Genomic DNA, 24,588 nt, shown 5'->3' on the forward strand with positions numbered 1-24,588 from the left:
TGCGACAGCTTCCAAGAAGATAACGTTTCGAGTGTGGCGAAATCGCGGGGCCGCAAGTCACGGTCGGACACCCGAGCCGTTAGTCGTTCCGGTGATCCCCGATGTCGGGCCATGGTCGAGAGAGTGAACGAACACATTGATCCGGTGCAGCGTGCCGCCGCACGAGTAGGCGGGCTAATGGCTTATCTGGCTCCGTCCGACCCGATGCAGATACCGTCTCTCCTGCCGTTGTTCATCGACATGGTCGCGGCCGAGTACCTTCTGCCGCCCGAACGCTGTCTTGACGACTGCATGACGCTCGTCCACGCCTACGCTCACCTCGGCATCCCCGCTCAGGTCCGTGCTGCGGAAATCACAATCGCCTCAGCCAAGGCCAGAGTCACCCACGGTAACCTAACCCCGCACTGGGAAGACAATATGATTCACGGTCACACGGTGGTGTGGCTGCCAACCCTAGGACACCTGATCGATGTCACTGCAGAGCAGTTTTCAGAGATCGCAGATCTTGATGAAGGCCCGGTCATCGCCGCCCATATCTCGGACAGCGCAGGGGGGCGAATCCAAGTCAGACGAAAGAACGTGCTACTGACCTACACGCTGGCGCCGCTGGAAACAACCTTTGCCCTACTGGACCATCCCGTGCCGCGCGCCGACGCCACCGAATACCGCCGACGAGGTATCAATGTGGCCTCTGCGGTGGTTACCATCCTGGCGGATTCCTTATCCCAGGAGAGAGTCCGGCTGATTCCACACAGACGGGCCGCCGCACTGGTGGAGGCCGTGCGTGGGCTACCGGAATACCCGACCCCCACGAATGATCGGCGATTCCTACTCCCCTGCCCGGATGGTGAACCAGTCGTGGTGCGGCTTGATCAGATCCCGCTTCCCATGGTCACTCATCCCGTTGCCGAACCCAACAGGTAGACACTGGACCTGGGTAGTGGGCAGGGACCGGGCATCCAGTAGGTGTGCGGCGCGATGGTGGATCTGACAGCCGGGTCATTGCACCTGGGGAGTCATCCCTGTCGCAGGTGTCCCCGGGATGGTGGGAGCGAGGATGTCGAAAGCAGCAGCCGGGCGGTGGCGCTCGCGGCTGACCAGTCGCGCCGCTGCTAAAAACGACACGCGGTGGAGGGTTAGGGGTGAGACGGGAGGTCCCGGAGAGGCAGGGGAGAAGTCGGCGAACCCAGGTCAGACTTCGTGATCGAGTTCGGCCAGCCGCTCAGAGGCGGCCTTTTTGACCTCGATCTCCTCCGCCTCGTCGTCGTGCAGGAACTCCATCCTGGCGCGGACCACCCTATCCATCGGAGCGACTTTCGCTCCGAAAGCTCGGGTCGCCCGTTCGCAGTCCCACAGCGCTTCGGTCAGATAGGGGGCCACTTCACCAGGGGCAAGTTCGTGGATGGCCCGCAGCAGGAAAACCCGATCGAAAGAATTCGGCGTCTCATGCCAGGCCTCACGAAGTGCGGGACCCGCTTCCCTGACCTGGAGACGGGCCATCGTCATCGCCAGGTCTATCAAACCGGGCCAGGAGCGGCGCTCAACCTGAGCCGAGAATTGTTCCAACAGGACAGGGGCATCCTCTGTTGTCCCGTGTTTGGTGAGCAGGCGATAGCCGACATCTCGCAAAGGATGCGGGCCGGTCACCCAGACACGTGCATGAGTCAGGGCCGGCGGGCCGAGATGGGAGACGGCGCTGGCGATCCCGGCGGCCGAGGGCCAGCGGCGATCTTCTGGAACCCCTTCGACGATAGCCAGCACGCGGGTGTCGCCGCGGCGACCGAGTATTCCGATCGCGGTATCGGCGAGAGGGGTGTTCGATCGGATCATCGAGAACAGTTGGGCGTCGGTGTACTCGCTGTGGCGGGAGTTCGTGCTACGGGCCTTCTCCCACGCGACGGCATTGTTTCTCAGAGCGGCAGCGATTCTGGGCTGCTTTTCGATCCACTCCTTCGTAACAAGAGACTCCGAAGAAACGAGATCGGCAATTTCCTCGTCGTCTTCGACGCGGTCAAGGAGCACCTCGTCAAGACCATGCATGAGGGTCGGATCGTCGATGAGTTGCAGAGCACTGAAGGCCACCTCCCAGTGCACACCCTCCGCGCAGTACTCTCTAAGCGTTTTGGCTGCTGTCCGGTACCCCATCTCTGCGAGGGTGCCCAATACGGAGATGGTCAGTTCGACGGCGTGATCGTCCGCGTCCTCCGAGACGAGGAGATGCTCGACAAGGGGGCCAAACGGAAGCCGAAGATCGTTGACGAGCCTGGCGTAGAACAGGCTCCGTTGATCCTGACCTCTTGGCGCACGTGGGTCGCGCATGATGCAGTCATAGACGAGCTCTCCGGAGTCCGCTTGACGCAATGCTCGTTGGGCACCAACCCCCCGCCCTCTCTGCAACTGCCCATGCAACGTCCCCGACGACTCAATGATCACTTCACCCATTGGGAAAAGATCCCATATCCTGGAAGTAAACGCTATGGCCCGTCTGCCTCGACCATGATTCAGCTACGAGGCAGTACTGAACCTGGAAGCTCGACATGACACGCGCTCATGTATCTGACCCGCAGCAACAGGCAGTCTCCGGGTAACGTCCGCCTTTGATCGTCAGTACATGGTGCTGGCCTCGTACGTTCGGCGTACTGGGCATTGAGGCCGGGGCGCCAGGGGACATCTGTCATGCGTGCGGCCAGATGTCCACGATGCTTTCCGTGAGTTCCTGGCCGCGAGCGACGATGTCGTCGTCGGTCCATTCGGCTTCGTGGTGGTCCACGATTTTCTTGTTGAGTACGAGCAGGCTGTACTGGGCAAGTAGGGATCGTTTTCCCATGCCCTTGTATTTGCCGGTCGCTGCTATTTCCAGAGCTGCCGGATCGGTCCATGGGCGATGAGAAAGGGTACCGTTCAGCTTCTGGGTCACGAGAGTGAGGTTTCCGAGGGTGCTGATCAACCGGTCGCGCTGGGCGGCGCGCTGAGGATCGTGATGATCTGGTGTGTTCCAATAGCTCTGCCACTGTTGCGGCATCACATGTTCGATCTCCAGCCCCGTGGGGAGGGACACGTTCTCATGGCGTTCGGTGCGCCATCGCTGTTCGATCGCAGCCAGCACAACGCGGAGTCGTTGCTGGCGAATGTTGCCATAAGCACGTACATGTGGAAGTTGTGTTCGCATGTCATCGTCAGTGGGCCAGGTGCGCGCGTCGGCACTCTGCTGCGAAAGGAATTCGACCGCAGCGTCTCCCGCTGACTCCATCGGCTGCTTGTCCAGGTGCTTGAGCAAGGCCACGACGAATCTGTTGACATCCTTCATCGTCATTCGCAGCAGGGTTCGACGGACTGCCCAGCTCTCCATGGCAGAGAGAGCACGATCGGACTGGGCGGGAGGTACCTGATGGTTGTCACTGATCAACCACAGCAGGAGCGGGATGGTCGCCCCGATCTCCAGCGTTTCGACTACCCGGGAGTAGAACCGGCCCCGGGCTGTCTCTGGTCCCATCTGGGCGAATTCGCGGAAGGTGTCCGCGTCCTTGCGGAGTGCCCCCAGGAAATCTTCGGCCTCATGTGTCGTGGCCAGGGAGTGGTCGGCATAGGAACGGAAACCGGAGAATATCTCATCGGTGGAGATCTCCTCCTGGAGACGCATGGTCAGCCAGTACTGCAGAAAGAGGTCGATACGCGAGCGCATCAGGCGCCCCTGAGGCACCTGATCTCTCCACCAGTCGTCGTCGAAGTCTCTCCAGTACGTCTCACCCCATGCGTCGACATCAGCGTTGAGATCCTCGCCTCGTTGGAACACATAGTTCTTGATCAGATCAGCTGCCAGTAGTGGCGTACCGCGATCGTTCAAAGTCTCGAAGATCAACTGGTCGTCGTCGTTGTCGCTCAGGTCGATCGCCACGATCTTCAGGTGTTGCTGTAGGACCTGAGCCAGTGCGCTGAGCCGTGAACGAGTGTCATGCGTATCACTTGCGGTGTTCGCCCAAGCCCTGATTGTCCCGAGAAAGAACTCGTGAGCCTGCGTGATCCGGCTTTCGGACAGGCCGGTATTCACCGCCAGTGAGTTGTCCATGACGTGCTCGAAAGCCGCCCGATCGATGCGCGAAGGCCACAGCTTGAACCGTTTGGGGGTTTTCTTGAAGCGGTTCGACGCGTTGAGGACGAGTTCTTCGAGGGACTCGGCGTCCTCTTCATCGCCGTCCTCCGACAGTACGAATTGAGCGGCATCCAGCAGGATCTGCAGAGTGGTAAGCCGTTGCTGCCCGTCGATCACGGACAGCCGGGACGGGTCTCCGGCGGTGCTCGGAAGCTGTTTCAACACCACGGCGCCGAGGAAGTGCCCAGGTGTCCGTCCGGATTGTGTCCCGTCATAGTCCGGGGAGAGCAAGGCCGCCGTCACGCGCTCCAGGTCATCCCAGAGCGGCTGCCACTGATCTTCCTCGTTCCACACGTACGGCCGTTGGAAGGGCGGGATCTCGAAGCACACCTTGCCGTCGAACAGGTCACGTGGGGTCAGTGCTTTTGCTTCCACAGGACAACCTTCCGCGTGGTCGTAAATCGGGTGGCAGTGGCGTTATCGCAGGTACTGGCCGGCGCAGTGCTCGGCAGCCGGGGTTACTGCGAGTTTGGGGCGAGGGGCGAGGGCGGGGGTACGAATCAGGATCACATGTCCGCCCAGGGAACGGTTCGCTTCCGCTGGATTCGTCCGAGGAGAACAGGTGCCGATGACCAGCGAAAGGGGAGGATCGTGTCAATTCAGCCGGCCGGGGTAGCGAAGGTGGCTGCCGGAGCAGCCGGTCTTTTGTCCGATGCTCAGCGAGGTGTGATTCTCCCTGGTTCTCGGTAGTTGCCAAGCCTGGATATGTTCCGTCCGAGGCCGCATACGGATTACCCCCAACCTTGAGGGGCCGCCTCTGGCCTGGAGTTCCAGGAACTTGACCGCCTCGCTGCGGCTCAGCGCATCGTGGTTTCGTTCATTACGCCGGTCGCGCAGGCAACCGTAGCAAGAGGTCTCCTCACCACAGTCGCAGTTGGACATCCGCTTCAGCGCGGTCTCCACGACGAAGTCCAATGAGTCGGCGATTCGCGTCATCGAGCCCGCCTCGCCCGGCACCGCGTCGTAGATCACCAGGCTGGTCTGGCCGTTGTGCCCGGGATGGACGGCGCCGTCGATATCTCCTCTGCTGGTCTCCAGGCCGTCGGCGGCCCCTTCAAGCAACGCATACGGGGTAAAGATCCACTGCGGCGAGGGCAACGACAGGGACTCCAGCCGCAGCTCGTGCTTGCTGGGTGGTTCAGCACGCTGATGACGTCCTGAATCACCCAGATCAAGGAAAGTATCGTTTGGTGGGCTGCTTTTCATGGTGATGAGCACGATCTGCCCAAGCAGCACTTTTCATCGCGGAGTTGTGGAAGGGAAGAGCGCGGCGGCGAGCCTCAAAGTCCGTAGCGGCCGAGCACGTCTCGCCTGCGGGGGATGAGGAACTTCCGTGTCATCCGGCCGGTGGTGAGCCAGGCGATGGCGTCGCCGTTCCTGGTGCTGGCCAGCATCCGCTCGACCAGGTAGGGCGCGACGTCGTCGACGTGGTCGCACAGGATGTTGAGGAGTTTGCGCTGTCTGTCCACCTGTTCCGGGGCGGCGGCGGCCTCCCGGAGCCATCCTTCGGTGATGAGGATGCCGGGTCTGACCTGCCCGATCCGTACGCCGGTGCCGGCGACCTCCTTGACCAGCGACCGGGTGAAGGAGTCCAGGCCACGCTTGGTGGCCGAGTAGACGCCCATGCCCGGACGGATGCTGCCGTCACTGCCGCCGCCGAGAATGTTGAAGACCTGGCCGCCGCCGTGGGCGAGCATGCCGCGGACGGCGACCTGGGCGCCGTACACGGTGCCGAGCATGTTCGTGGTGACCATCGCGCGGACGTCGTCGGGTGCGGTCTCGATGATGGGGCGGGTGGTGTGGGCGACGCCGGCGTTGTTGATCCACAGGTCGACCCCGCCGAGCGCGTCCACCGCGGCGCTCCACAGCGCCTCGACCTGCTCGGGATCGGTGACGTCCACGGCGCGCCCGTGGACCGTGGCATCACCGGACGCCTCCGGGCGCAGCCGCTCGACGGCGTCGTCCACCGCCGCCTGGGTGCGGCCCGAGACGATCACGGAGTGCCCGCGCCGGAGCAGCTCGCGGGCGAGCGCGAAACCGACTCCCTTGGTGCTGCCGGTGACGACTGCCTTCCGCATGACCACTCCTGAAGACGTTGTCCTCGCCGCACCGGTCGCGGTCCCGCACCGGCGGTGCGCGGCAGCCGACAGGGGACCGGGCGGCTGAGCATCGGCGTTGATCTTACGTCGCCGCCCACCCCCTCGGATAGACCGATCGTCACTGTCCGAGGACGCGGACGTGTGCGTTCAGGAAGCCACCTTGACCTACCACGTCCCGTCCGCACCCACAGATAATCAGCTTCCACGATCCCTGGATCGGTTCACGGGATCACACCAGTTGCAGGAGACGACGAGTGAGCCACGAAACCACCCCATCACCCGGTGCCAAGGCCCGGCCGTTCCCGTTGGAACCGACACCGATCCACGTACCCGACGACGTGCTCGCCGACCTCCAGCGGCGCCTGGAGTTGACCCGCTGGCCGGATGACGCGGGCAACCAGGATTGGTATTACGGAGTGAACCGCGTCTACCTGCAAGAACTCATCGAGTACTGGCGCACCGACTACGACTGGCGCAAGGCTGAGGCCGCCATCAACGCCTACGAGCACTACCGCGTCGAGGTCGAGGGCGTGCCGGTGCACTTCATGCGCAAGCCCGGAGTCGGCCCCGAACCGACGCCCTTGATCCTCACGCACGGCTGGCCCTGGACGTTCTGGCACTGGTCCAAGGTCGTCGATCCGCTGACCGACCCGGGCGCGTACGGCGGCGATCCGGCTGAAGCGTTCGACGTGATCGTCCCCTCGTTTCCCGGCTTCGGATTCTCCACCCCGCTGCCGAACAACCCGGACATGAACTTCTGGAAGGTCGCCGACCTCTGGCACACCCTCATGACCCGCACTCTCGGACACGACAGGTACGCCGCCGCCGGCTGTGACGTCGGAGCCCTGGTCACCGGCCAGCTCGGGCACAAGTACGCCGAGGAGCTCCACGCCATCCACATCGGCTCCGGCCAGAAGCTCACCCTGTTCAACGGCGACCGGGCCTGGGACCTCAGCGGTGGCCGGCCCATCCCTGACGGTCTCCCCGCCGACATCCACGCCGAGCTCGTCGCGCGGGAGAAGCGGTTCGCCGTCCATCTCGCCGCGCACGTGCTCGACCCGAGCACGCTCGCCTACGGGCTGTCCGACTCACCTTCCGGGATGCTCGCCTGGATCCTGGAACGCTGGGTGGCCTGGAGCGACAACGGCGGCGATATAGAGACCGTCTTCACCAAGGACGACCTGCTCACCCACGCCATGATCTTCTGGGTCAGCAACGCGATCGGTACCTCGATTCGCACCTACGCCAACAACAACCGCTACCCATGGACCCCGTCCCACGACCGGCAACCGGCCGTCGAGGCGCCCACCGGCATCACCTTCGTCGGCTACGAGAACCCGCCCGGTGTCAGTACCGACCAACGCGTCCAGAACTTCCTCGACAGTGACCGCGCCGCCTGGTACAACCACGTCAACCTCAACGCCCACGACCATGGCGGCCACTTCATCCCATGGGAAATCCCCGACCAGTGGGTTGACGACCTCCGACGAACCTTCCGCGGCCGCCGGTAGCGACAGTGCCCTCGTACCGGGTGGGAGGAGTCGCTCCAGCATCAATTCATGATCTTCGGTGGGTAGCGTGCCACTCCTGTGATGGATCATGAGCACGCGCCCCCGGTTCGACCCTTCGGAGCCGGGGGTGCATGTGTTTCACGGGGTCACGCGTAGAGGAAGTAATAGCGGTACTGGCCCTCCCACTCGCATGAATAGCCGTCCCACCAGCCCTGGGTGATGCCATGGGTTCCGATCCGCTCGCACTCGGAGTAGTCCTTGAAGACGCCGGCCAGCCTCTCGGCATGCGCCGGGGTGGCGCCGATCGTCAGCGACGCTCCGAGGACCATGACGGCCGAGACGAGAACAGCGCGTGCCTTTCGCATTCGTCCTCCTGTGACTGGGGAGATCATGACGGTGGACATTATCACTCGCCACGCGCCAGGACGATTGTCACGTTCGAATCAGTCGTGGGAAGGAGCTGAAACTTTCACCGGCGTTGTCGTGGGTGGCGCATGTTTCACGGGTGTTTACCGTAGGTAAAGCCGGTATCGCTTCCCGAGTCGCCTGTTCTCGAGAGGTTCCAGCCGCTGTCCAATTCCAGACATAGCGGCCTTGAAAGACCTCGTGGGTGCGTATCAGACTGCCTGTGCATGCCATGGATCATCTGGACTGCCTTCGCACTGTGTGATCTATAAAGTACGATTTATGCCGCTCTTCCTGTTCGATTGGAACGTTACGCGGAAAACTTTGACCATCGTCACTTGTGTGTCATATCGTCTCCCCGCCCATATCGATGTGAGCCGCGACACTCGAGCAGGACGTTGTTCTCGCAGGCGCTACGGTCGGCGTGCTGATCGCGGCTGCCCCGGCACAGGAGAAGACACGGACGGTCACCGGGGAAGTGGCGATCATCCGACCAACCGGAGTCGCACCATGCAAGCTCGAATCCGCACGGCCATGATTGTCGGCATGGTGATGACCGTGCTGGCCACCATCGGTGTGTCAGCGGCCTTCGCGCCGCCGGCTCACGCCACGCAGGTGATCACTGACATCGCCTACGCGCCCGCACAACCGGCCGGTAGCAGGGGGCATCTGCTGGACCTCTACCTGCCGTCCACCGGCATCACGCCCCGGCCGCTGCTGATCTGGCACAGTGGCTCAGCGTGGACGAGCGACGACGGCAAGACCGGCGCGGACGCGATCGCGGACGTCTTCACCCCGCTGGGCTTCGCCGTGGTCGGCGTCAGCGTCCGGTCCAGCGCTCAGGCGATCTTCCCGGCCCAGGTGCACGACATCAAGGCGGCCATCCGCTGGCTGCGTGCGAACGCCGCCACGTACCAGCTCGACCCCAATCGCTTCGCGATCATGGGCGACTCCTCGGGCGGCTGGCTGACGGAGATGGCCACCCTGTCCGGCGGCGTGGCGGCGCTGGAGGGCACCGTCGGCACGACCGGCGTCTCCAGCGCCGTGCAGGCAGGGCTCGCCTTCTACGGCCCGACCGACTTCCTGCAGATGAACGCACAGAACCTGCCGACCGGCGGGCTTGACCACGACTCTCCCGCCTCTCCGGAATCCCTCCTGGTCGGCTGCCCGATCCAGACCTGCCCGGCCCAGGTGGCCCAGGCCAATCCGATGACCTACGTCGACGGCAACGACCCGCCGCTGATGTTCCTGCATGGCCAGGCCGACTTCCTGGTACCGCACGGGCAGAGCGTCCTGCTCTACAACAGGATCAAGGCTCAGTGCGGCAACGCCACGTTCGTCTCGGTACCCGGCGCGGATCACATGATGCCCCAGATCATGGACCCCGCCCGGTACGGCATGCAGACCGTCCACACCACCACCGGCTGCGCCGAGACCGTCGGCACCGGTACGTTGAACCCCACCTGGCCCAACTTCGCGACCTTCCTGCGCGGCGGGCTCAAGATGGGCACCTCCTGCGAGGTCGCCTACGCCACCGGCGCCTGGAACGGCGCTTTCACCGGCAGCGTGACCATCAGGAACACCGGAACGACCTCCATCGACGGCTGGACCTTGACGTGGACCTGGTCGGGCAACCAGCAGATCACGACCGCCTGGAACGCCACGGTGACCCAGACCGGCGCCCAGGTGACCGCCCGCGACGCGGGCCATAACTCCCACATCGGCCCCGGCTCCAGTCAGAGCCTCGGCTTCTCGGCGACCGCCACCGGGACGAACGATATTCCAGCCCAGTTCAAACTCAACAACATCGTCTGCACGAGAGTGCCCGCCTGATACGACGCGCCGGGCCTGAGCCGAATGGCGACGGCCCGGCACCGTTCTCTCGTCGTCCGGAATTACATTCGGGAAAATCGCGACGCGGCACGTAAAGACGCATTTCCAAAATTCAACACGTTCCGTCGAATCCTGATCACGGAATGTCGCCGACCGGGGCGCTCGCCTTCATATTGCTTTATTCGACGATCCGCCCCTATTCTTGCCTCCGGCGGTCCGCCGGCCTATTTTTCGTTGTTTTCATTGACCGGCCGGGGTCGCTCGATATCCCGGGACCCGAAATGAATCGGATAAACCGCCTTCCGCTGCCTGGAGGCCGTTGTCCGGGATCACCCATGAGTTAGGGGACGTGTGCGTACATCCAATATGTTTGTCAGGAGTCTCGGCGTCTATGTGCCTGACAGTGTGAGCGTCGAGCAGGCGGTTCGTGAGGGCTGGTACCCGAACGAGGAGGTCGAGAAGTTCCAGCAGATCGGCGCGGCGGTGGCCGGCGACATGCCCGCGCCCGAGATGGCGCGGCTCGCGGTCCTGGACGCGTACGACCGCTGGGGTGAGTCCTCCCCGCGCGATCTCGACCTCCTGCTCTACCCGTCGGTCTGGCACCAGGGCCCGAACGGCTGGCAGCCCCAGCACTACCTGCAGATGCACCTCCTCGGCGGGAACGTGCCGGCGTTCGAGATCCGCAGCGGCTGCGTAGGGATGATCAGCTCGCTCGATCTGGCGGCGAGCTACCTGCAGGCCGACGCGGGCAGGGAGACGGCGATGGTCGTCTCCTCGGACAACCACGGCACCCCGCTGGTGGACCGCTGGCGGATGACCCCCGGGGCGCTGATCGGCGACGCCGCGGCCGCGCTCGTCCTCGGCAAGGGGTACGGCATGGCCGAGCTCCTGTCGGTGAACGCGACGGTGATCCCGGAGGCCGACGCGGTCAACGACGGCGCCTACCCCCTGTTCCCCCCGGACGCCACCATCGGCAGAGGGCTGAACTTCGGAGACCGGCACGAGGAATTCCGCCAGCGGCTGCTCAAAGCGCAGGGAACCGGGATCCACCTGACGATCCAAAAAACGATGATGCAGCAGGTCGAACAGACCCTGGACGAGGCCGGGATCGGGCTTGCCGACATCACGCGGGTGGCGTTGCCGCACGGCCGCCGCGAGGACCTGGACGGGCAGATGTCCTGGCTGGGCATCGACGAGGATCAGACGACCTGGGACTACGGGAGGCGCGTGGGCCACTGCGGCGCGGTGGACCAGTTCATCGCCTTCGAGCACCTGATCGCGACCGGCGGGCTGGTGGCCGGCGATCACCTGCTCATGGTCGGGTTCGGCTCCGGAACGTCCGTCGCCGCGGCGGTGTTCAGGGTCCTGGCCACCTCTCCCGTCACGAGAGAGGCACGCGCGTGACCGAGCTCACGCGAAGGCTGGTCGACTTCATCCAGGACAACCTCGTCCCAGGCGGCGACGACATCAAGGTCGACGAGACGACCCCGCTCCTCGTGTCGGGTCTCCTGGACTCCCTGCGGACGGCGCGGCTGCTGAACTTCCTCCGGAGGGACATCGGCGTCCCGATCCCCGCCGCGAAGCTCGACCCCGAGAACTTCCGGGACGTCGTGACCATCGTGGCGATGGTCAGAGAACTCGAATCCGTCTAGCCGGGGCAAGGGCAGAGTCATGCAGTGGGCGGACACGTACATCAGCGGAGTGGGAGCCTTCCTCCCCCGGACCGTCGTCAGCGTCGAGAAAGCCGTCGCCAAAGGCTGGTACCCGGCCGAAGAGGCCGAGCTGCACAACCTGGCCGGGGCGGCGGTGGCCGGTGACGTACCGGCTCCGGAGATGGCCCTGCACGCGGCGCGGAGCGCGCTCAAGCGCAGCGGGCGGGCGCCGGCCGACCTGGATCTCCTCCTGTACGCCTCGACGTGGCACCAGGGACCGGATGGCTGGCCCCCGCACTCCTACCTGCAGCGTCATCTCGTCGGCGGGGACGTCCTGGCCACCGAGATCCGGCAGGGCTGCAACGGGATGTTCATCGCCCTGGAACTCGCGGCCGGCCACCTGGACGCCGCTCCCGGACGGCAGGCCGCCTTGCTGGTCGCCGCCGACAATTACGGCACCCCGCTGATGGACCGGTGGCGGATGGGCCCCGGCTACATCGGCGGGGACGCAGCCGGCGCGCTCGTGCTCACCAAGGAGACAGGTTTCGCGCGCCTGCTGTCGGTCTGCACGACGACGGTGACCGAGGCCGAGGAACTGCACCGGGGCAGCGAACCCCTGTTCCCCCCGGGCGTCACGCTCGGGCGCAAGATGAGCTTCGCGGCCAGGAACGAGCAGTTCCGGCAGCAGGTCATGCCCAAGGGCGAGGCCACCGCGGCGCTGTTCAAGATCCAGCGGGCGTTGATGGAGGTCGTCGAGCGCGCGCTGGACGAGAGCGGGATCGAGGCCCGCGCTCTCGCCCGGGTGGCGTTCATGAACTACTCCGAAGAGATCGTCGAACAGCGGTGCATGGCCATGCTCGACCTGCCCATGTCCCGCTCGACCTGGGACTACGGCCGCACCATCGGCCACTGCGGGGCCAGCGACCAGGTCCTTTCCCTCGACCACCTGCTCATGACCGGGCAGCTGGGCCCCGGCGACCACATGCTGATGCTCGGCACCGGGCCGGGGGTGACCGTCTCCAGTGCCGTGATCAAGATCATCGACAATCCTCAATGGGCCTGAACCGAAGGGAAACGAACGCAGATGGTCGACAGTCCGCGCGGAGTCCGGGTGGAACCAGTGGCGGTGGTCGGAATCGGATGCCGCCTTCCCGGCGACGTCCGCTCACCGGACGAGTTCTGGGACCTGCTGCGCGCCGGCCGGAACACGACCGGGCCGCTGCCCGACGAACGCTGGCGCCGGTATGAGAACCGGAGCCCCGAATACGCCGCCGCGCTGCGCGACGCCGTGCGTCACGGCAGCTTCCTGAGCGACATCGAGGGCTTCGACGCGGAGTTCTTCGGCCTGTCGCCCCGCGAGGCCGAGCTGATGGACCCGCAGCAGCGGATCCTGATGGAGACCGCGTGGGAGGCCCTGGAGAACGCCGGCCTGCCGCCGCACGAGCTGGTCGGCACCGACGCCGGGGTGTTCGTCGGGGTCTGCACCAACGACTACGGAAGCCGCCTCCTGGAGGACCTGCCCCAGATCGAGGCGTGGACCGGGATCGGTGCCGCGACCTGTGCCGTCGCCAATCGCATCTCCTACTCCCTGGACCTGCGCGGACCCAGCATGGCGATCGACACCGCCTGCTCGGCGTCGCTGGTCGCGCTGCACCTGGCCGCGCAGAGCCTGCGGCTCGGGGAGAGCGACGTCGCCCTCGCCGGCGGCGTCAACCTGCTGGTCACCCCGGGCCAGACCCTCACGCTCGGCACCGCCGGAGCCCTGGCCCCCGACGGGCGGTCCAAGTCGTTCGACGCGTCGGCCGACGGCTACGGACGTGGCGAGGGCTGCGGCGTGGTCGTGCTCAAGCGGCTGTCCGACGCGCAGCGCGACGGCGACCGTGTCCTCGCGCTCGTCATCGGCAGCGCCGTGAACCAGGACGGGCACACCAACGGCATCATGGCGCCGTGCGGGGAGGCTCAGGAACACGTGATGGTCCGGGCCTGCCGGCAGGCGGGCGTCGAGCCGTCCACCGTCGACTACATCGAGGCGCACGGCACCGGGACCCGGCTTGGCGACCCGCTGGAGGCGGGGGCGCTCTCCTCCGTGTACGGCACGGGGCGGTCCCCAGGCGACCCGTGCCTCATCGGCTCGGTCAAGTCCAACATCGGTCACCTCGAAGGCGCGGCCGGCATCGCCGGCGTCATCAAGGCGGTGCTCGCCCTCGACCGCGGTGAGATCCCCCCGAGCGTGCTGACCACCCTGAACCCGGCCATCCAGTGGGAGTCCTCGGGTCTTCGCGTGGTGACCGAACGATCGGCCTGGCCGGAGCGCGACCACCCCCGCCGGGCGGGTGTCTCCAGCTTCGGGTACGGCGGCACGGTCGCGCACATCGTGCTGGAACAGGCGCCTCCTACCCGGGAGGCGCCCCGGGGCGAAGGGACGGGGGAGCGGCTGTTCCCGCTGTCGGCCGCGTCGGAGCAGGCGCTGCGGCAGTACGCGGGCAAGCTCGCCGATCATCTCGGGACGGGGCTCGACCTGGCGTCGGCGGGGCACACGCTGGCGCTCCGGCGCACCCATCTGGCCCGTCGCGCCGTCGTGGTCGGGGCGGACGGGGACGAGCTGGCGGCCAACCTGCGCAGGCTCGCGGAGGACGTGCCGGCCGAGGCCGTCCTCACCGGTGACGTGCTGCCCGAGCTCGGTCCCGGGCCGGTCTGGGTCTTCTCCGGGCAGGGCTGTCAGTGGCGCGGGATGGGGCGGGAACTGCTCGCCGTGCCGGAGTTCGCCTCCCTGGTCGACGAGGTGGAGCCGATCTTCATCGAGGAGATCGGCTTCTCTCCCCGGCAGGTCCTCGCCGACGGCGATCTCGACACCATCGACCGCGTGCAAACCATGATCTTCGTGATGCAGCTGGGCCTCGCCAGGCTCTGGAACGCGTACGGGGTCGCTCCGAAGGCCGTCATCGGCCACTCCGTCGGCGAGATCGCGGCGGCGGTGACGGCCGGCGCGATGAGTGTCGCCGACGGCACCCGCCTGATCTGCCGCCGCTCCCGGCTGCTGCGCCAGGCCGAGGGCAAGGGGGCCATGGTGATGGTCGAGGTGTCCTTCGAGGAGGCGGCGGAGAGGCTGGCCGGCCGTACCGACCTGGTGGCCGCGATCTCGTCGGCCCCCTGTTCCACCGTGCTGTCCGGTGACGTCGCCGCGGTCGAGGCGGTGCTGGACGAGTGGCCGGCCGAGGGCATCGTGGTGCGGCGGGTGGCGTCGGATGTCGCCTTCCACAGCCCGCACATGGACCCTCTGGCCGTCGAACTGGCCGCCGCCACCGCCGATCTCTCGTTCGGGGCACCTCGCATCCCCATGTACACGACCGCGCTGGCGGATCCCCGGTCGACGCCCGTCCTGGACGGCGCGTACTGGGCGGCGAACCTCCGGGATCCCGTGCGGCTGGCCGCGGCGACGACGGCCGCGGCACAGGACGGTTACCGGATGTTCCTGGAGATCTCCCCCCACCCCGTGGTCGCGCACTCGGTGACCGAGACGCTCTCGGAGAACGGGTTCGAGGACGTGTTCGTCGGCACGTCACTGCGCCGGAACCAGCCGGAGCCGCCGACCTTCCTCATCGCGCTGGGCACGGCGCACTGTCACGGCGTCGATGTGGACTGGAGCCGGCTGCAGCCGTCCGGCGGCCTGGCCGATCTGCCGCCGTACGCCTGGCAGCACCGCCGTCACTGGCGCGAGGCGTACACCGAGGACGACAACCGAGGGCACGACGTGCACTCCCACACCCTGCTCGGAGCCGGGGCCAGCCTCGCGGGCAGCCGGACCCGGGTGTGGCGGACCAGCCTGGAGGACGCCAACCGGCCCTACCCGGGCAGCCACGCCCTCAACGGGGTCGAGATCGTGCCCGCCGCCGTGCTGGTCAACACGTTCCTGCACGCGGTCGAGGACGAGGACGTCACGCTCACCGACCTGGAGATGATGCATCCGCTGATGACAGCGGAGCGCAGGCAGATCCAGGTCGTGCACGAGCCTCCAGCGGTACGGCTCGCGGCCCGTACACCGGCCGGCCCCGACGAGCCCGAACCCGCCTGGCTGGTGCACGTCACCGCGGACGTGGCCGCTCCGGGTCAGGTGAAACCCGACGTGCTGCCGGACGGCGGGGCTCTCACCCCGATCGATCCCGGGTTCGTGCACAAGCGGCTGGCCACCGTCGGCGTGCCCTCGACGGGCTTCGGCTGGACGATCGAGACGCTGCTGAGCGGGGACGGCGTGCTGCGGGCCACTGTCCGCACCGCCCGCACCGGGGAACCGGGGAGCTGGGCGCCGGCGCTGGACGCGGCGATGTCCGTGGCGCCCTGCGTCTTCTCCGGCGATCCGGTGCTGCGCATGGTCGTGCACATCGACGAGGTGGTGCTGACCGGCACGCCACCCTTGACGATGATCATCAACGCGGCCGTGGACCCGGCCGCCGACGACACCGTCCGGGTGCTCCTGGCCGACGTGGACGGCCGGGTGGTGGGACACCTCGCGGGACTCCGCTATCCGGTGATCGACGCGCCCGCCTCGGCCGAGGAGGATCTCCGGGGGCCCGCGGAGTCGTTCGCCGGCCTGGCGCCCGAGGACCTGCGTGAGCGCGTCCTGCCCGAGATCCGGGCGGAGATCGCGGCCGTGATGAGGCTGTCCCCTGAGGATCTGGCGATCCGGCGTCCCCTTGTCGAGCAGGGGCTGGACTCGGTGATGACCATCATGGTCCGGCGGCGCCTGGAGAAGCGTTTCGGCTGCCGTCTCCCCGCGACCCTGCTGTGGCAGCAGCCCACCATCTCCGCGATCGCGGACCACCTGGTGAAGCTTCTCGCGGCTCCGAGACCGGACGCGGCGGCGGAGACCGTTCCCGAGAGCATGCCCGCGATCGGGGGCTGAGGCCGCTGACCGGGTAGCCCGAGGGGGCGATCCCCTCGGGCTACCCGGCTGTCGCGTCCGGTTGGAGCCGGCCGCACCACCCGCCGCGTCCCAGCTGTTCGGCCGGTTCGAAGCCGCCCGGCCCGAATGTGTCCCTGTTCACCGGCCTGTCGCCCGGACGCGTCAACGAACTCGGTGGCAACCTGCGGAGACTCCGCCCAGAGCTTGGCCTCTTTTCTCCCAAAGAGGCTGAATGCGATTAGCGGAATAAATGCGACCGAATATCAAACAGTCCAATTACTCAAGCCGTTTTGATCGTCCACGCGTGGTCGCGGTATGGGCGCGGGAAAGGGGCGCTGTCTGACGACGTGTGCGGGAGAGGTTGGACGGGTGTGCCGACAGAGGCTACGCTACTGGCCACCTGTAGCCACAGAAAACACACATCTGTCGGTTCATTGTACCATGAGGAGTGTCGTTGTCAAACGAGGTGCTGCGTGCGGAGCAGGAGTACGTGTCGATGCTGTACGACCGGCTCGACGAGCTCCGCGAACACGTCACCGGAAGGCTGACGCAGGTACTCGCGGCCTCCGGTGGCACCGCTCAGGCGCGTGTCGAGAAGGACGCCGCGCACGCCGCCTACGCCGAACGCCTCGCCCGGCTCAACGCGGCCGAACACGGCCTGTGCTTCGGACGACTCGACATGCTCGACGGTGAGCGCCGCCACATCGGCAGGATGGGCCTGCTCGGCGATGCCGAGGACGACGAGGACACGACCCCGCTGCTCATCGACTGGCGGGCACCGGCCGCCCGCCCGTTCTACCTCGCCACCGCGGTCACCTCGGAGGGCGTCCGGCTGCGCCGGCACATCAAGGACCGCGACCGCACGGTGATCGAGATCCATGACGAGTTGCTCGACCTCGAATCCGCGGCAGGGGCCAGGCACGAGGGGCTGGCGGGCGAGGCCACCCTGCTGGCCGCCCTGAACGCCGGCCGGACCGGCCGGATGTCCGACATCGTCCAGACGATCCAGGCCGAGCAGGATCGCATCATCCGGTCCGAGCACACCGGAGTGCTCGTCGTGCAGGGGGGACCCGGGACGGGAAAGACCGCGGTGGCACTGCACCGTGCGGCCTACCTGCTCTACACCCGCCGACGGCAGCTGGCGCGGCGGGTGGTGCTGGTCATCGGACCGAACGCCACGTTCCTGCGCTACATCGGGAACGTGCTTCCCGCGCTGGGCGAGACGAGCGTGCTCCTGTCGACCGTCGGCGGGCTGTATCCCGGGGTGACCGCGGAACGATCGGAGACGCCCGAGACCGCCGAGGTGAAGGGGCGGCTGGCGATGGCCGAGGTGGTCGCCGCCGCCGTACGCGACCGCGAGTGGGTACCGGAGGACCATCTTGAGGTGGAGTACGAGAGACAGACGCTGCGCCTGGATCGGCGGACCTGCGAGCGGGCGCGCGATCTGGCGCGGGGCTCGCTGTCCCCGCACAATCCGGCCAGACCGCTCGTGGTCCGGGAGATCAGCAGGGCCCTCGCCGAGCAGTACGCCGAACGCGTCGGCACCGATCCGTTCGACGGTGAGCTCCTGCTGGACGACGACCAGGTGGAGGGCATCCGGCGGGAGATGCTCACCGACGAGGCGGTCCTGGCCGCACTCGATGAGCTCTGGCCCGACCTGACGCCGCAGCGGCTGCTCACCGACCTGTTCGGCTCCGCAGATCGCATCGCCTCCGCGGCACCGGGGTTCACCCCCGAGGATCGGGCGCTGCTGCTGCGGGAGCCCGGCGGCGGCTGGTCGCCCGCCGATGTGCCGCTGCTGGACGAGGCGGCCGAACTGCTCGGTGAGGACACCTGGACGGAGCGGATCCGGCAGGAGTACGAACGGCGTGAGCGGGTCTCCTACGCCCAGGGGGTGCTGGACGTCGCGATGGGTTCGCGGGCCACCGATCTGGAGGACGACCAGGAGGCCGAGATACTCACGGTCAACGACCTGGTCGACGCGGACACGCTCGCCGAGCGGCACCAGGAGGCGGACCACCGCACCTCGGCCGAGCGCGCGGCCGCCGACCGGACCTGGACATTCGGCCACGTGATCGTCGACGAGGCGCAGGAGTTGTCGGAGATGGCCTGGCGGCTGCTGATGCGGAGATGCCCGACCAAGTCGATGACCGTCGTCGGAGACACGGCGCAGAGCGGGGACCTGGCCGGCACCCTGTCGTGGGGACGGGTGCTCGACCCCTACGTCAAGGGGCGCTGGCGGCTTGAGAACCTCACCCGGAACTACCGGGTGCCGGCCGAGATCATGGCCGTCGCCGCCGATGTGCTGGCGGAGATCGGCGCAGGCCTTGAGGCGCCCGTCTCGGTACGGGAGAGCGGCATCGAGCCCTGGAGGCTCCGCGTGCCGCCGGAGGAACTCACCGACCGGCTGATCGAGGTCATCGCCATCGAGGCCGCCGGGCTGACCGACCGGCGGCTGGCGGTCATCACGCCGGACTCGCTGCTGGAACCGCTCGGCCTCGCGATCACGGCGGGGGTGCCGGAAGCGTCCGTCGGTGAGGACCCCGACGCGCCCCGCCCCGTCGTCGTGCTGAACGTCAGGCAGGCTAAGGGCCTGGAGTTCGACGAGGTGCTGGTGGTCGAGCCGGGCCTGATCGTCGCCGAGTCGCCACGCGGGCTCAACAACCTGTACGTCGCCCTGACCCGTGCCACCCGGCGGCTGGGCGTGCTGCACACCGCGGAGCTCACGCCACCGGCCATGCCGCGCGCGCTGGACGCATGGCCGTTCGCGGATCGCGATCTCCGGGCGGACACGCCCTTGAGGGAGCCGACCAGCCTGGAGGGGGAGACCTTCGGCGGGCAGCGCGCCAACAGGTGCACGTGATCACGCTCACCGTTGAACTCGACCGGCTCGGTCTCGAAGTCGGCGTAGAAGGCCCGCATGACCTCTTCGCACCACGTGAGGATTTCGTCGGTGAACGGCCCGGCACCCGGGTGTGAAGACCACGTGTGCGCAGAGGGGGTAAACGACCGTACGGCCCCTGCGAACGTCGGGGGCCGGCTCCCAGCGTGGTGACATCGATCATACGATCTTCCCTGTGAAGATCGCCGTGCGGGTGAAGCCGATGCCGCAGGCCGATCAGGCCACCTTGCCCTGGCCGGTCCGGCAGAGCGGGCGGGCCGGACAAGCACTCGTATCTCAGGGTTGTGGTTGAGGTCCCATGCCGGCGAAGAGGACGTTGAGGATCCGGTCGACATACTCATGGGTCAGTGGTTCCTGAGTGATCAGGAGCTGGAAGTACAGCGGGCCGGACAGGATCGCCATTGCCAGGTCGAGGTCGAAGCCGGACGACAGCTGGCCCTGTTCGCGGGCCGCCTTCAGCCGGGCGACGGTCTTGTCCGCCTGCGGGACGATGAAGCGCTCGTTGAGTGCGGCGGCGACCTGGGAATCGTGCTGGGCCTCGCCGATCAGGGCCTGGAACAAGGGACCGAAGGGCGGCCCGGCGAGCAGGTCGACGGCCGCGTAGATCTGCGTGCGCAGGTCGGCGACGACGTCGCCGGTGTTGGGATAGTTCAGGCCAGGTTCGTTCAGCGACAAGAGCGAGTCGAGCAGCAGGGCTCCCTTGGATGACCATCGGCGGTAGATGGTGTGCTTGCCGGCGCCGGCGCGGGCCGCGACCGCTTCAATGCTCAGTTTGGCGTAGCCGATCTCCTGGCCCAGCTCCAGTGTGGTCCGCATGATGGCCTCGGTCCGGTCGGCGCCGCGACGATGAGGTGTGTCCGTCATGCCGTCACCTTATCGGTACGGTACGTGCCGTACTTGACAGTAAAAGCCCGTTTGGGCATCATCACATCGGCACGGTACGTGCCGATGTGATGAAGAGCGGCCGCCGAGGGCGGCGTGTCCTGCCTCAACGTGCACGATGTCAAGGCAATGAGACCTGACGTTCCCAACCCCACTTCTCCGGAAAGAAGATGATTTGTGATGCCCGTTCCCGCCGACCCGGCAGTGGTGCATCCCATGCCCGAGCAGCCGCGTCTGGTGCTGCTGAAGCCGCTGGTCACCTCGCCGCTGATCGAGATCGGGGAGTTCTCCTACTACGACGATCCGGACGATCCGACTGCCTTCGAGACCCGTAATGTGCTGTACCACTATGGGCCGGAGAAACTGCTCATCGGGAAGTTCTGCGCGTTGGGCGAGGGCGTGCGGTTCATCATGAACGGCGCCAACCACCGCATGGACGGCCCCTCGACGTTCCCTTTCCCGATCATGGGCGGCTCCTGGGCCGAGCACTTCGACCTCATCACCGGCCTGCCCGGACGGGGCGACACCGTGGTGGGCAACGACGTCTGGATCGGTTACCGGGCCATGGTGATGCCCGGTGTCCGCATCGGCCACGGGGCGATCATCGCCTCCGGCTCCGTCGTCGTCGACGACGTGCCCGACTACGGCATCGTCGGCGGTAACCCGGCCAGGCTCATCCGCCGCCGCCACAGCGAGGCCGACATCGACCGTCTTCTGGCCCTGGCCTGGTGGGACTGGCCGCTGCAGCTCATCACCGAGCACGTCCGCACGATCATGTCCGGCAGCGTCGACGAGCTGGAAAAGGCGGTCTCCGCGCAGGTGTAGGGGTACGTCAGGCCGGCCGTCAGGCGGGGCGACGGACCGCTCAACAGTCCTGGCGCCGGACAGTCGGCAGCCCGGGGCGGCCCGGCGGCTTCACCGCTGTGCCGCCGAGCTCCTGTGGCGCCCCGCGTGCGGTGATCCGCGCTCCCACCCCGTCGTTTGATTCACCCTCGACACCAGAATCGAGCTGTCAGCATGCCTGCTCCGTCCCACCACGCCTCATTCGCCGGCTGGCTTGGCGCCCATGCCGCCCCGCTCACCCACCTCGACCCTGAGGCGCCGCTCGATGACCTGGAGCCGCTGCGCGAGCTCGTCGGTAACGCGCGCGTCGTCGCGATCGGTGAGAACTCCCACTTCATCACCGAGTTCTCGCTCATGCGCCGGCGCATCCTGCGGTTCCTGGTCGAACGCTGCGGCTTCACCGTCCTGGCCTTCGAGTACGGCCTCAGCGAAGGCTTCCCTCTGGACGCCTGGGCTCAAGGGGAGGGCTCGAACGATGATCTGTCGGCCCATCTCGCCGCGGCGATCCCGGTGGGGATCGATGAGCCGCTGCGCTGGATGCGCCGGCACAACGCCACAGCCGCGATGCCGGTCCGTTTCGCCGGGATCGACATCCCGGCGGCCGGTGGATCCTTGCTTCCCGCCCTGGCCCCGGTCGCCGACTACCTGCGCCAGGTCGACCCCGAGACCCTCCCGGCGATCCAGACGGCGATGCGGATCGCCGAATCGTTCGCCGGTGCCTCCGCGGCCGCGGCCGCACCGGCCTGGACCCGCCTGGCCACCGTCGAGCAGGACGCCCTCAGCGCGACCCTGACGCGCCTGCTCATCCGGTTCCGCGCCGTCGCACCGCTGTACGTCTCCCGGAGTGACCAGCACAGTTATGACATCGCCCGGCGTCGCCTCGAGGCCGCCTGCCACGCCGACTACGGCTTTCGCGCCATGGCCGGCCTGTACGCCGGCAACGGCCTGACCGCCGACACCTCGGCCCGGGACGTCTACATGGCCGAGTCGATCCTGTGGCACCTGGAGCGCTTGGACCCCGGGACCCGCATCGTGCTGGCGGCCCACAACGCCCACATCCAGAAAACGCCGGTCTCCTTCAACGGCCACCTCACCGGGCTCCCCATGGGACAGCACCTGCACAACTCCCTGGGCGATGACTACGTCGCCCTCGCCCTGACCAGCATCACCGGACACACCGCCGACATGCGCCCCGATGAGAACGCCCGCTTCGGCTTCGCCATCGACAACACCCCGCTACAGCCGCCCGAGCCGGGCAGCATCGAAGCCGCCTTCGCCGACGCCGACCTGGGGATCAGCATCGCCGACCTCCGCCAGGCGCACCACGAGATTCCCGGCCCCGACCGCATCCGGATCCAGAGCGCCTACCTGCACACCCCCGTCCTCGACGCGTTCGACGGCATCCTCAGCACCCCGACCTCCACCGTGGCCGACATCGCAGGCTGAGGGACCTCGACATGAGGCATCGCAACCCCAGCCTGGCAGCGCCGCCGCTGGATGAGCTTCACGAGGTGGGCGGACGCCGCCTGCCGCTGCACCGCTCGGGCACGGGCGGACCGGCGGTGGTGGTCCTGCCGCACGGTCGCCGGTCGAGGCCGGCACCTTTGGACATGTTGTTGACGATCAGGCCGCGCGAGGACGCGACGAAAGCCTGCGAGGAGGGTGACCAGTGACGAACGCCGATGTGATCATTGTGGGGGCCGGGCCGACCGGTCTCATGCTGGCCGTTGAACTGCGTTTGGCCGGGGTGCGGCCGTTGGTGCTGGAGCGGCAGCCGCGGCGCCGGGATATCCCCAAGGCCGGGGGCCTGGGTGGGCAGATCCTGGAGCTGCTGCGCTATCGCGGCTTGCTGGAACGATTCGAAGCCGCCTGCACCGGCCCTGCTCCGGCTCCTCGCTTCCCGTTCGGCGGGGTGCACCTGGACTTCACCCAGCTGGCAGATCCGCCACTGCATGCTCTGCCGCTACCGCAGCAGCAACTTGAGCGGCTGCCCGACGACCGCGCCGCCGAACTCGGTGTCGACATCCGCCGGGGACACGAGGTGGCCGGGGTGAGCCAGGACGACGCCGCAGTGAGAGTGGACGTGCGCGGCCCCGACGGGCCGTACCAGGTGGGCGCCCGATACCTCGTAGGCTGCGACGGCGCGCGCAGCCGGGTGCGTGACTGGGCGGGCATCGGCTTCCCCGGCACCACCTATCCGGAGGTCAACCGGCTGGCCCAGGTCAGCCTGCCCGACACGGTGACCGTGCTCGGCAATGGCGATCTCGACGTGCCCGGCTTCGGCATGATCCGCGCGGGTTTCACCCGGACGGACCACGGCCTGTTCGGCGTCGGCTCCTCGCCTGACTCCAGGGTCGTCTCCCTCTACACCATCGAAGACGAGAGCACCGACTACGACGACGATATCCCGACGACCGTCGCCGAACTCCAGGACAGCATCCGCCGCGTGCTCGGCGTGAACCTGCCCGTGGGAGAGGCGATCCGGCTGTCGCGCTTCACCTTCAAGGCCCGGCAGGCCGAACGCTACCGCCAGGGGCGGATCCTGCTCGCCGGCGATGCGGCGCACCTGTTCCCGGCCACCGGCGTGGCACTCAACGCCGGCATGCTGGATGCGGTCAACCTGGCCTGGAAGCTGGCCGCCAACCTGCAGGGCTGGGCGCCGACCGACCTGCTGGACACCTATCACGACGAACGCCACCTCGCCGGCGCCCGCACCATGTTGCACACCCGCGCCCAGGTGGCCCTGCGGCGCGGACACGACGCGGCCGCCGAAGCACTGCGAGATGTCTTCTCCGAACTGCTCACCGACGAACAACCGCTGCGCCGGATGGGAGCCCTGGTCGCCGGCACCGACATCCGCTACCCGATGCCCGGCACCGGCCACCATCCGCTGACCGGCACCTTCGCCCCCAGCCTCCCCCTGCACACCGACCAGGGCATCACCGGCATCGCGCAACTCATGCACCCCGCCCGGCCCGTTCTGCTCGACCTCGCCGACCGCCCAGACCTCCGCCAGGCCGCCCGGGACTGGCGGCATCGCGTCGACATCCACACCGCCAAAACCGATGATCGACCGACCGACGCCCTGCTGATCCGCCCGGACGGCCACATCGCCTGGGCCGCGACCCTCGACGAACCTGCCGACACCGCCGCGCCCGCGCTGCGCGAAGCGCTCTCCACCTGGTTCGGCACACCCTGAAACGACGACGAGGTCGCCGCGCTGAGGTAGGCGACCGACTGACAGGCCGCCTGGCCCGGCTCACGATCATTTCGGTCTTGGGCCGCTCGGCGTACTTCTTGACCTGCGACGCATCGCCGATCCCTCGCTGCTGGGCAAGACAGTCCACCACCGGTCATGGCAGCGAACCACGCGTGGCCGACGTGTGCAGCGGGAGCGGTTACCACAACAAC

General features: G+C 67.2%; 18 protein-coding genes and 1 pseudogene. 12 read left to right on the plus strand and 7 right to left on the minus strand.

Annotation, left to right across the window (positions count from 1 at the left end; genetic code table 11):
* Positions 1-123 precede the first annotated feature (123 nt).
* Positions 124-924: a hypothetical protein gene (locus IG98_RS0108075; protein WP_157594216.1), complete on the plus strand. Its 801-nt coding sequence runs from the start codon at positions 124-126 to the stop codon at positions 922-924.
* Between the two features lie 267 nt (positions 925-1,191).
* Here the strand turns inward: IG98_RS0108075 and IG98_RS0108080 are convergent, their stop codons facing one another.
* From IG98_RS0108080 to IG98_RS0108095, 4 genes are all read right to left on the minus strand, one after another.
* The gene (locus IG98_RS0108080; protein ID WP_157594217.1) at positions 1,192-2,319 is read right to left on the minus strand and encodes a hypothetical protein; all 1,128 of its coding nucleotides are present in this window, start codon (positions 2,317-2,319) and stop codon (positions 1,192-1,194) included.
* A 355-nt stretch (positions 2,320-2,674) separates the two neighbouring features.
* Positions 2,675-4,525, minus strand: coding sequence for a DUF262 domain-containing protein (locus IG98_RS0108085; RefSeq protein WP_030907901.1), 1,851 nt, complete (start codon positions 4,523-4,525; stop codon positions 2,675-2,677).
* 219 nt (positions 4,526-4,744) lie between these two features.
* Entirely contained in the window at positions 4,745-5,386 is a 642-nt protein-coding gene (locus IG98_RS0108090; RefSeq protein ID WP_030907904.1) for a DUF1998 domain-containing protein, read from the minus strand.
* Between the two features lie 44 nt (positions 5,387-5,430).
* Complete coding sequence (locus IG98_RS0108095; protein ID WP_030907906.1) at positions 5,431-6,228, minus strand: SDR family oxidoreductase; 798 nt, start codon at positions 6,226-6,228, stop codon at positions 5,431-5,433.
* A gap of 275 nt (positions 6,229-6,503) precedes the next feature.
* On the opposite strand from IG98_RS0108095, the gene IG98_RS0108100 reads away from it, so the two are divergent.
* Positions 6,504-7,760, plus strand: a complete 1,257-nt coding sequence (locus IG98_RS0108100; RefSeq protein WP_051751813.1) for an epoxide hydrolase family protein — start codon at positions 6,504-6,506, stop codon at positions 7,758-7,760.
* 146 nt (positions 7,761-7,906) lie between these two features.
* On the opposite strand, the gene IG98_RS0108105 is transcribed toward IG98_RS0108100, so the two are convergent.
* Positions 7,907-8,125 (minus strand): hypothetical protein, encoded by a 219-nt coding sequence (locus tag IG98_RS0108105; RefSeq protein WP_030907912.1) that lies wholly within the window; start codon positions 8,123-8,125, stop codon positions 7,907-7,909.
* Positions 8,126-8,675: 550 nt separating this feature from the next.
* Between IG98_RS0108105 and IG98_RS0108110 the strand changes: the two genes are divergently transcribed.
* From IG98_RS0108110 to IG98_RS54765, 6 genes are all read left to right on the plus strand, one after another.
* Entirely contained in the window at positions 8,676-9,998 is a 1,323-nt protein-coding gene (locus tag IG98_RS0108110; protein ID WP_169750092.1) for a cellulose binding domain-containing protein, read from the plus strand.
* A gap of 393 nt (positions 9,999-10,391) precedes the next feature.
* Positions 10,392-11,402, plus strand: a complete 1,011-nt coding sequence (locus tag IG98_RS0108115; RefSeq protein WP_245651442.1) for a ketoacyl-ACP synthase III family protein — start codon at positions 10,392-10,394, stop codon at positions 11,400-11,402.
* The gene (locus IG98_RS0108120; RefSeq protein ID WP_030907921.1) at positions 11,399-11,650 is read left to right on the plus strand and encodes an acyl carrier protein; all 252 of its coding nucleotides are present in this window, start codon (positions 11,399-11,401) and stop codon (positions 11,648-11,650) included. The genes IG98_RS0108115 and IG98_RS0108120 overlap by 4 nt, the downstream gene beginning before the upstream one ends.
* A gap of 19 nt (positions 11,651-11,669) precedes the next feature.
* Complete coding sequence (locus tag IG98_RS0108125) at positions 11,670-12,713, plus strand: ketoacyl-ACP synthase III family protein (RefSeq protein ID WP_030907924.1); 1,044 nt, start codon at positions 11,670-11,672, stop codon at positions 12,711-12,713.
* 48 nt (positions 12,714-12,761) lie between these two features.
* Positions 12,762-16,550, plus strand: a complete 3,789-nt coding sequence (locus IG98_RS0108130) for a type I polyketide synthase (RefSeq protein ID WP_245651443.1) — start codon at positions 12,762-12,764, stop codon at positions 16,548-16,550.
* A gap of 454 nt (positions 16,551-17,004) precedes the next feature.
* Entirely contained in the window at positions 17,005-19,413 is a 2,409-nt protein-coding gene (locus IG98_RS54765; protein ID WP_425427993.1) for a HelD family protein, read from the plus strand.
* Here IG98_RS54765 and IG98_RS54770 read toward each other — a convergent pair.
* Together IG98_RS54770 and IG98_RS0108145 are read right to left on the minus strand one after the other, a co-directional pair.
* Positions 19,371-19,793: pseudogene (locus tag IG98_RS54770) on the minus strand (transposase); the annotation flags it as partial. The gene IG98_RS54765 and the pseudogene IG98_RS54770 overlap by 43 nt on opposite strands.
* Entirely contained in the window at positions 19,729-20,316 is a 588-nt protein-coding gene (locus tag IG98_RS0108145) for a TetR/AcrR family transcriptional regulator (RefSeq protein ID WP_030907933.1), read from the minus strand. The gene IG98_RS0108145 and the pseudogene IG98_RS54770, both read right to left, overlap by 65 nt.
* Before the next feature lie 198 nt (positions 20,317-20,514).
* Here IG98_RS0108145 and IG98_RS0108150 point away from each other — a divergent pair, with 198 nt between their 5' ends.
* The 4 genes from IG98_RS0108150 to IG98_RS0108165 all read left to right on the plus strand — a co-directional run bounded on the left by IG98_RS0108150 (position 20,515) and on the right by IG98_RS0108165 (position 24,376).
* A complete protein-coding gene (locus IG98_RS0108150) occupies positions 20,515-21,159 on the plus strand; it encodes a CatB-related O-acetyltransferase (protein ID WP_030907936.1) in 645 nt (214 codons plus the stop codon).
* A 192-nt stretch (positions 21,160-21,351) separates the two neighbouring features.
* On the plus strand, positions 21,352-22,623 hold the full coding sequence (locus IG98_RS0108155) for an erythromycin esterase family protein (RefSeq protein ID WP_030907938.1): 1,272 nt from the start codon (positions 21,352-21,354) through the stop codon (positions 22,621-22,623).
* A gap of 11 nt (positions 22,624-22,634) precedes the next feature.
* Positions 22,635-22,850 (plus strand): hypothetical protein, encoded by a 216-nt coding sequence (locus IG98_RS0108160; RefSeq protein ID WP_030907941.1) that lies wholly within the window; start codon positions 22,635-22,637, stop codon positions 22,848-22,850.
* Entirely contained in the window at positions 22,847-24,376 is a 1,530-nt protein-coding gene (locus IG98_RS0108165; protein WP_030907944.1) for an FAD-dependent monooxygenase, read from the plus strand. The genes IG98_RS0108160 and IG98_RS0108165 overlap by 4 nt, the downstream gene beginning before the upstream one ends.
* The last annotated feature ends 212 nt before the right edge of the window (positions 24,377-24,588 follow it).

Source organism: Streptosporangium amethystogenes (assembly GCF_000721075.1).
Lineage (GTDB): Bacteria > Actinomycetota > Actinomycetes > Streptosporangiales > Streptosporangiaceae > Streptosporangium > Streptosporangium amethystogenes.

Excerpts from the sequence above, each read along its gene's own strand:
- IG98_RS0108080 (WP_157594217.1), bottom strand. The coding sequence starts at position 2,319 with ATGCGCGACCCACGTGCGCCAAGAGGTCAGGATCAACGGAGCCTGTTC.
- IG98_RS0108095 (WP_030907906.1), bottom strand. The coding sequence starts at position 6,228 with ATGCGGAAGGCAGTCGTCACCGGCAGCACCAAGGGAGTCGGTTTCGCG.
- IG98_RS0108105 (WP_030907912.1), bottom strand. The coding sequence starts at position 8,125 with ATGCGAAAGGCACGCGCTGTTCTCGTCTCGGCCGTCATGGTCCTCGGA.
- IG98_RS0108110 (WP_169750092.1), top strand. The coding sequence starts at position 8,676 with ATGCAAGCTCGAATCCGCACGGCCATGATTGTCGGCATGGTGATGACC.
- IG98_RS0108125 (WP_030907924.1), top strand. The coding sequence starts at position 11,670 with ATGCAGTGGGCGGACACGTACATCAGCGGAGTGGGAGCCTTCCTCCCC.
- IG98_RS0108145 (WP_030907933.1), bottom strand. The coding sequence starts at position 20,316 with ATGACGGACACACCTCATCGTCGCGGCGCCGACCGGACCGAGGCCATC.
- IG98_RS0108150 (WP_030907936.1), top strand. The coding sequence starts at position 20,515 with ATGCCCGTTCCCGCCGACCCGGCAGTGGTGCATCCCATGCCCGAGCAG.
- IG98_RS0108155 (WP_030907938.1), top strand. The coding sequence starts at position 21,352 with ATGCCTGCTCCGTCCCACCACGCCTCATTCGCCGGCTGGCTTGGCGCC.
- IG98_RS0108160 (WP_030907941.1), top strand. The coding sequence starts at position 22,635 with ATGAGGCATCGCAACCCCAGCCTGGCAGCGCCGCCGCTGGATGAGCTT.